This is a genomic window from Protofrankia sp. CiT1 (assembly GCF_917627335.1).
GTDB lineage: Bacteria > Actinomycetota > Actinomycetes > Frankiales > Frankiaceae > Protofrankia.
In genome coordinates, this window is record NZ_CAKJTP010000131.1 from 4,935 (window position 1) to 11,701 (window position 6,767).

Genomic DNA, 6,767 nt, shown 5'->3' on the forward strand with positions numbered 1-6,767 from the left:
GCGCCCACACCGGCGCCCGCCCCGATGGGGGCCAGCCACCAGCGAAAGATCAGTTACTGACGGGCGCGGGCGGCTCCTGACACAGTGGATACTGACCGACATGCGTTACGAGGAACGGCTGGCGGTACCTCGGCTCTGGTACGTCTGGGCCGCTGTCTGCGCGGGCGCCTTCGGCAGTTACTTCACCGTCTACGCGGACTCCGCGCTGGCTCGGCTGGTGGCCTACGGCGCCATGTTCGCCGCGCTGGCGGCGGCGCTGTGGCTGCTCGGGCGGCCCCGCCTGGCCGTGACCGACACGTCGGTGCGCGCGGCCGGCAGGACGATCAGCAGAGACGCCGTCCACGGCTCCGTCGCCTGCACCGACATCCGCACCGTGCTTGCTCCGGGGATGTTTGCCCTGACCAGGCCATGGATACGGACGGGCGTCCGAGTCGACACCGCGACCGGCGCATGGGTGCTGTCCAGCAGACATCCCGACGAACTGGCTATGGCGATCAATGTCCCGGTCACGCGCTGAACCGCGGATCTCGCTCCCCCGCGGGCCGCGGTCCACAGATGACGGAGGTGCGATAGTGGCACGGTCGGTATCGAAGATTGGCTGGAAGATCGTGGGAGGCGCGGCAGGTGCCGCGGCCGGCTCGGCGGCGAGCAGGACCGCCACCGTGGCGTACCGGAAAATCCGCAAAGCCGACCCGCCGGCCAGTCCGGCGCATCCCGAGACGGCCTGGGCGGACGCGATCGGCTGGGCGGTGCTGTCCGGGGTGGCGATCGGCCTCGGGCGGCTCACCGCCGAACGGGTGGCCGCCCGCTGGTGGGTGAAGACGACTGGATCGCTGCCACCGGGCATGCACGATGGCGACTGACCCAGAACCGGCCGTCATGGTGGCGGTGGAGGCCTTTGACTCGATCAGCCCGGTTACCGGCGCGACAATCGCGACGTTCCCGGCGCACAGCGCCGACGAGGTGCGCGCCGTGGTCGAGCACACGCGCACCGCCACCCAATGGTGGTCCGGCCTCGGCTTCGACGGTCGCCGCACGCGCCTGCTGGCCTGGAAGAGAGCGCTCTACGACTCCCTTGACGAGCTCGCGGACCTGGTCCACCGGGAGAACGGCAAAACCGTCGACGAGGCCGTCCTGGAGATCGGTACTCATCTTGACATCCTCGCCTGGACGGCTGCCCATGCCGGGCGCGTCCTGGGCACGCGCCGGGTGCCGCGTGGCCTGCTTACCGCGAACCAGGCCGCCTCCGTGACCTACCAGCCTTACGGGGTCGTCGGCGTCATCGGGACCTGGAACTGGCCCGTCTACACCCCGGGCGGGGCCATCGTGTCGGCGCTCGCCGCCGGCAACTGTGTCGTCTACAAACCCAGTGAGCTGACACCCGCGGTCGGACGGTTCGTCGTGGAGAAGTTCGCCGCCGTGGTCGGCGAGCATCCGGTACTCCGTATGGTCACCGGCCGCTCGCTCACCGGCGCCGCGCTGTGCTCGGCCGGCGTGGACAAACTCTCGTTCGTCGGTGCCCCGGCCACCGGCCGGGCCGTGATGGCCCAGTGCGCGAAGACGCTCACCCCGGTCGTGCTGGAACTGGGCGGCAAGGACGCGATGATCGTCGCGGACGACGCCGATCTCGACGCGGCCGTCGACGGCGCGCTGTGGCTCGGGATCGGCAACTCCGGCCAGACCTGCATCGCCACTGAACGGATCTTCGTGACCGACGGTGCCTACGATGCCTTCCTCGCAAAGCTGATCATCCAGGCGAAGAAAATCACGGCTGGCGCCGGGAAACCGTCCGGGTACGGCCCGATGGTCCTCGACAGCCAGATCGAGCTCATCCAGCGCCACCTTCGCGACGCGCTGGCGCGAGGCGGGCGTGCCGTGGTAGGCGGCCCCGAATCGGTCCGCCCACCGTTCGTCGATCCGATCGTGCTGGTCGACGTGCCAGACGACGCCCTGGCGATGACCGAGGAGACCTTCGGGCCGACCCTGGTGGTGACCCGGGTGCGTGACCTCGACGAGGCCGTGGCCAGAGCCAACAGCAGCGTCTTCGGGCTTGGCGCGTCGGTGTTCTCCCGCCGCCGCGGGCGGGAGATCGCCGACCGGCTGCGGGTGGGCATGGTCTCGGTCAACAATGTCATGGTCTTCACCGCGGTCGCCGGCCTGCCGTTCGGCGGCGTCGGGCACTCCGGGTTCGGGCGGGTACAGGGCGCGGATGGCCTGCGCGAGTTCGCCTGGCCGAAGGCGATGACCGTGCGGCAGATCGCCTCGCCGGTCAACCCGATCTCGTTCTTCCGAAAACCGTCAGCGATGCGGCGCTACCGGGCGCTCACACGCATGCTGCACGGGCAGCGAGCCAAGACGGACGCCGAGAATAACAGCGCTGGATGACCAGAACGACCCGCGCACATGTGTCCGGCGGCGCGGGCGGCGGCCGGCTCCGTAGGGCACGATGAGGTGGGGATGCTCCCCAGCGGCGGCCGTGTCCGCGGTAACACGCCCATGGTGGGCCGACCATGATGATGAGCTGACCATGGCGACCGGCCGGCCACGTGCCCGAGAAGGAGATGTCGGTGGCTGTCTACGCGCTCGGTGACCGGGTGCCCGAAATCGATCCCTCCGCCTACGTCCACCCGGCGGCAACCGTGATCGGCAAGGTGACCATCGGCCCCGAGTCGACCATCTGGCCGGGCGCGGTGCTGCGCGCCGACTACGGGGAGATCCGTATCGGCGCCCGGACCTCGGTACAGGACGGCACCGTCGTGCACTCGACCGCCACGCTGCCCACGATCATCGGCGACGACTGCGTCATCGGGCACATCGCGCATCTGGAGGGCTGCGTCATCGAGAACGGGTCCCTGGTCGGCTCCGGCTCGATCGTCCTGCACGAGGCGGTGGTCGGCGCCGGCGCACTGGTCGGCGCGCAGGCGCTTGTCGGTAACAACGTGCGGGTACCGCCCCGGGCACTGGCCATCGGCGTACCAGCGAAGATCCGCCCGGACGCGGTGCCGGAGAACGCCTTCGCGGCCGGGGCCGCGATGTACACCGCGAACGGCAAGCGGTACCGCGAGGAGCTCCGCCGCATCGACTGACTGGGCTGAGCCGGCCGGCCCAGGCCGGCCCAGGCCGCGCGAGTGGACGGACAGGTTAGTCGCCGTCGGCGGGCGGGTCCGCGGCGAGCAGGTCGTGCAGCGCATCGAACAGCGCCGGTGGGGCCGCGATGGTGAGGTCGTTCGACACCGGCCGGCCGTGCAGACCACCGACGCGCAGACCGGCCTCGGTGGCGATCAGCCCCCCGGCCGCATGATCCCAGGGATGCAGGCCGCGCTCGTAGTAGGCGTCCACGAGACCGGCCGCGGCCGCGCCGAGGTCGAGTGAGGCCGCGCCCATCCGCCGGATGTCCCGTACCCGCGGCAGGACCCGGGTCAGCACCGTGACCTGGCTGGCCCGTCGCTCGACCGTGTAACCGAACCCGGTCGCCACCAGCGCGTGGGACAGGTCGGTGACGGTCGAGCCCGTGAGGGCGGCTCCGTTACGGGCCGAGCCTTCGCCGAGCGCCGCCGTGTAGGTGACGCCCATGGCCGGAGCGTGCACGACCCCGGCCACCACCGTCCCGTCGATCTCAGCCGCGATCGACACCGCCCAGTTCGGCAGGCTGTAGAGGAAGTTCACGGTGCCGTCCAGCGGGTCGACGATCCAGCGCACGCCGCTGGTGCCGACGTCGTCGGCGCCTTCCTCACCGAGGAGGCCGTCGCCGGGGCGCGCCTCGCGCAGCCTGCGCCCGACCAGCTCCTCGGATGCCCGGTCGAGCGCGGTGACGACGTCCGTGGGGGAGGACTTGGTCGACTCGGCCGCCACCGTGCCCGCTCGTCCCCGCAGCAGGAGGTCACCGGCCTCCTGGGCGACGGCGAGCGCGAGCTCCAGCAGCTCCAGCGGTCGCGGGCCGCCGGGCGTCACGTCATCAGGCATCGATGCGGAAGCCCCCGTCGAAGGCATCGGATCGCCGGCATAGCGCGTGGTCTCAGGCACGGGCTTCATCCTGCCAACCCACCGGTACCAGCCGGGACGGTGCCCACCAGGACCGCAAAAAACCGCGGCTTGCGGGCACCGCGAGTCCCGCCGTCCCCGGCCCGTAGGATCGTTACCTGTGGTGACAGAAGAAGGCAGAAACCAACTGGATCCGGGCCAGCGGGAAGATCCGGCGCAACGGCGGCAGGCCGTCCCGGACCGGCCGTCCCTCGACGGCATCGAGCAACGCTGGTCGGCCGCATGGCACGAGCAGGCGACCTATCGCTTCGACCGGACCGCCGACCGGGCGCGGGTCTTCGCGATCGACACGCCACCGCCGACCGTCTCCGGGTCGCTGCACGTAGGTCATGTCTTCTCCTACACGCACACCGACATCATCGCCCGGTACCAGCGGATGCGCGGCCGTGAGGTCTTCTACCCGATGGGATTCGACGACAACGGTCTGCCGACCGAACGCCGGGTACAGAACCACTTCGGCATCCGCTGTGACCCGTCGCTGCCCTACGACCCGGGCTACACCCCGCCGGACAAGCCCGGCAAGGAGCAGGTCCCGGTCAGCCGCCGCAACTTCGTGGAGCTGTGTGAGCGGCTGACGATCGAGGACGAGAAGGTCTACGAGGAGCTGTGGCGGCGGCTCGGCCTGTCAGTGGACTGGTCGATGACCTACGCGACGATCGACACCCGCTCCCGCGCCGTCGCCCAGCGGGCCTTCCTGCGCAACCTCGCTCGCGGCGAGGCCTATCTCGCGCAGGCGCCGACGCTGTGGGACGTGACCTTCCGGACAGCGGTCGCCCAGGCGGAGCTGGAGGACCGTGACCGCCCAGGCGCTTACCACACGCTCGCGTTCGCCCGCGCGGGTGGCCAGGGCGCCGCGGCCGGCGGCCCGGCAGTGCTCATCGAAACCACCCGGCCGGAGCTGCTGGCCGCGTGTGTCGCCCTGGTCGCGCATCCGGACGACGAGCGGTACCAGCCGCTGTTCGGCTCGTCGGTGCGCACTCCCCTGTTCGATGTCGAGGTGCCGGTGCTCGCGCACCGGCTCGCCGACCCCGAGAAGGGGTCCGGCATCGCGATGATCTGCACCTTCGGCGACCTGACGGACGTCACCTGGTGGCGGGAGCTTCAGCTGCCCGCCCGAGCGGTGATCGGCCGGGACGGCCGGCTGCTCGCCGACCCACCCGAGGCGATCGTGTCGGAGACGGGCCGGGCACACTATGCCACGCTGGCCGGACGTACCGCCAACAGCGCGCGCGAGCAGACCGTCGCGCTCCTGCGGGCCAGCGGAGCACTGCTGGGAGAACCGCGCCCGATCACCCATCCGGTGAAGTTCTACGAAAAGGGCGACCGCCCGCTGGAAATCGTCACAACCCGCCAGTGGTACATCCGCAACGGTGGACGGGACGAGACCCTGCGGGCGGCGCTGCGGGCCCGCGGCGCCGAGCTGCGCTGGCATCCCGCGCATATGCGCGTCCGCTACGAGAACTGGGTGGATGGGCTCACCGGGGACTGGCTGATCAGCCGGCAGCGCTTCTTCGGCGTGCCGTTCCCGGTCTGGTACCCGCTGGGCTCCGACGGCCTGCCCCGGCACAACCAGCCGATCGTGCCCGACGAGGCCACACTTCCGGTCGACCCATCCAGCGACACACCACCTGGCTTCACCGAGGCCCAACGCGGGGTTCCCGGTGGTTTCGCCGCTGACCCGGATGTGATGGACACCTGGGCCACCTCGTCGCTCACCCCGCAGATCGCCGCTGGCTGGGGCAGCGACGACGACCTGTTCGCGCGGGTGTTCCCGATGGATCTGCGACCGCAGGCGCATGAGATCATCCGCACCTGGCTGTTTTCGACGGTGCTGCGCAGTCATACCGAGTTCGGCACACTGCCCTGGACGAACGCGGCCATCTCCGGCTGGATTCTCGACCCGGACCGCAAGAAGATGTCGAAATCCAAGGGAAACGTCGTCACGCCGCTGGACCTGCTCGAACAGCACGGTTCGGACGCGGTGCGATACTGGGCGGCATCCGGGCGTCCGGGTACTGATACCGCCTTTGATGTCGGGCAAATGAAAATCGGGCGACGCCTCGCCATCAAGCTGCTCAACGCGAGTCGGTTCACCCTGGGGCTCGGTGTGGTCGAGGACCCGGGCGCGATCAGCGAATCACTCGACCGAGCGCTGCTGGCGACGCTCGCGGATGTCGTCGACGCGGCCTCTACCGCATTGGACGGCTACGACTACACCCGTGCCCTGGAACTGACTGAATCGTTCTTCTGGCGGTTCTGCGACGACTACGTCGAGCTCGTCAAAGGACGCGCGTATGGGGCGTTCGGCGTAGCGGGCTCGGCATCCGCCCGAGCCACGCTCGCTATCGCGCTGTCCACGGTCCTGGCACTGTTCGCGCCCTTCCTCCCGTTCGTCACCGAAGAGGTCTGGTCCTGGTGGAAACCGGGTTCGGTGCACCGCGCCCGCTGGCCGGAAGCCGGTGAGCTGCGCAAGTTCGCCGACAACGGCGACCCTCGCCAGCTCGAGGCGGTCAGCGGCGCGCTCACGGCGATCCGGCGGTCGAAATCAACGGCCAAGGTCTCGATGAAGGCCGCAGTGGCCTCCGCCCGCGTCAGCGGAGAGGCCGACCTGCTGGCCCTGGTGGCGGCGGCCGCGCCAGATCTGCGCAGCGCCGGCAGCATCACCAGCCTGACCTTCGCCGCGGGCTCGGGCGAACTGGCCATCGACGTGATCCTGGCCTGACCCG

At 70.3% G+C, this 6,767-nt stretch carries 6 protein-coding genes; 5 read left to right on the forward strand and 1 reads right to left on the reverse strand.

Annotation, left to right across the window (positions count from 1 at the left end):
• The 4 genes from MJ785_RS17095 to MJ785_RS17110 all read left to right on the forward strand — a co-directional run.
• The coding region (locus tag MJ785_RS17095; RefSeq protein WP_239381763.1) for a DUF3093 family protein at positions 1–517 on the forward strand (517 nt) is incomplete at its 5' end.
• A gap of 55 nt (positions 518–572) precedes the next feature.
• Positions 573–863, forward strand: a complete 291-nt coding sequence (locus tag MJ785_RS17100; protein WP_239309618.1) for a DUF4235 domain-containing protein — start codon at positions 573–575, stop codon at positions 861–863.
• Positions 853–2,385, forward strand: coding sequence for an aldehyde dehydrogenase family protein (locus MJ785_RS17105; protein ID WP_239381765.1), 1,533 nt, complete (start codon positions 853–855; stop codon positions 2,383–2,385). The genes MJ785_RS17100 and MJ785_RS17105 overlap by 11 nt, the downstream gene beginning before the upstream one ends.
• A gap of 176 nt (positions 2,386–2,561) precedes the next feature.
• Positions 2,562–3,086, forward strand: a complete 525-nt coding sequence (locus MJ785_RS17110) for a gamma carbonic anhydrase family protein (protein WP_239309636.1) — start codon at positions 2,562–2,564, stop codon at positions 3,084–3,086.
• A 55-nt stretch (positions 3,087–3,141) separates the two neighbouring features.
• Here MJ785_RS17110 and MJ785_RS17115 read toward each other — a convergent pair whose 3' ends face one another.
• Positions 3,142–3,963, reverse strand: coding sequence for an inositol monophosphatase family protein (locus MJ785_RS17115; RefSeq protein WP_239309634.1), 822 nt, complete (start codon positions 3,961–3,963; stop codon positions 3,142–3,144).
• A 205-nt stretch (positions 3,964–4,168) separates the two neighbouring features.
• On the opposite strand from MJ785_RS17115, the gene valS reads away from it, so the two are divergent.
• The gene (valS, locus tag MJ785_RS17120; protein WP_239381767.1) at positions 4,169–6,763 is read left to right on the forward strand and encodes a valine--tRNA ligase; all 2,595 of its coding nucleotides are present in this window, start codon (positions 4,169–4,171) and stop codon (positions 6,761–6,763) included.
• Positions 6,764–6,767: the final 4 nt, after the last annotated feature.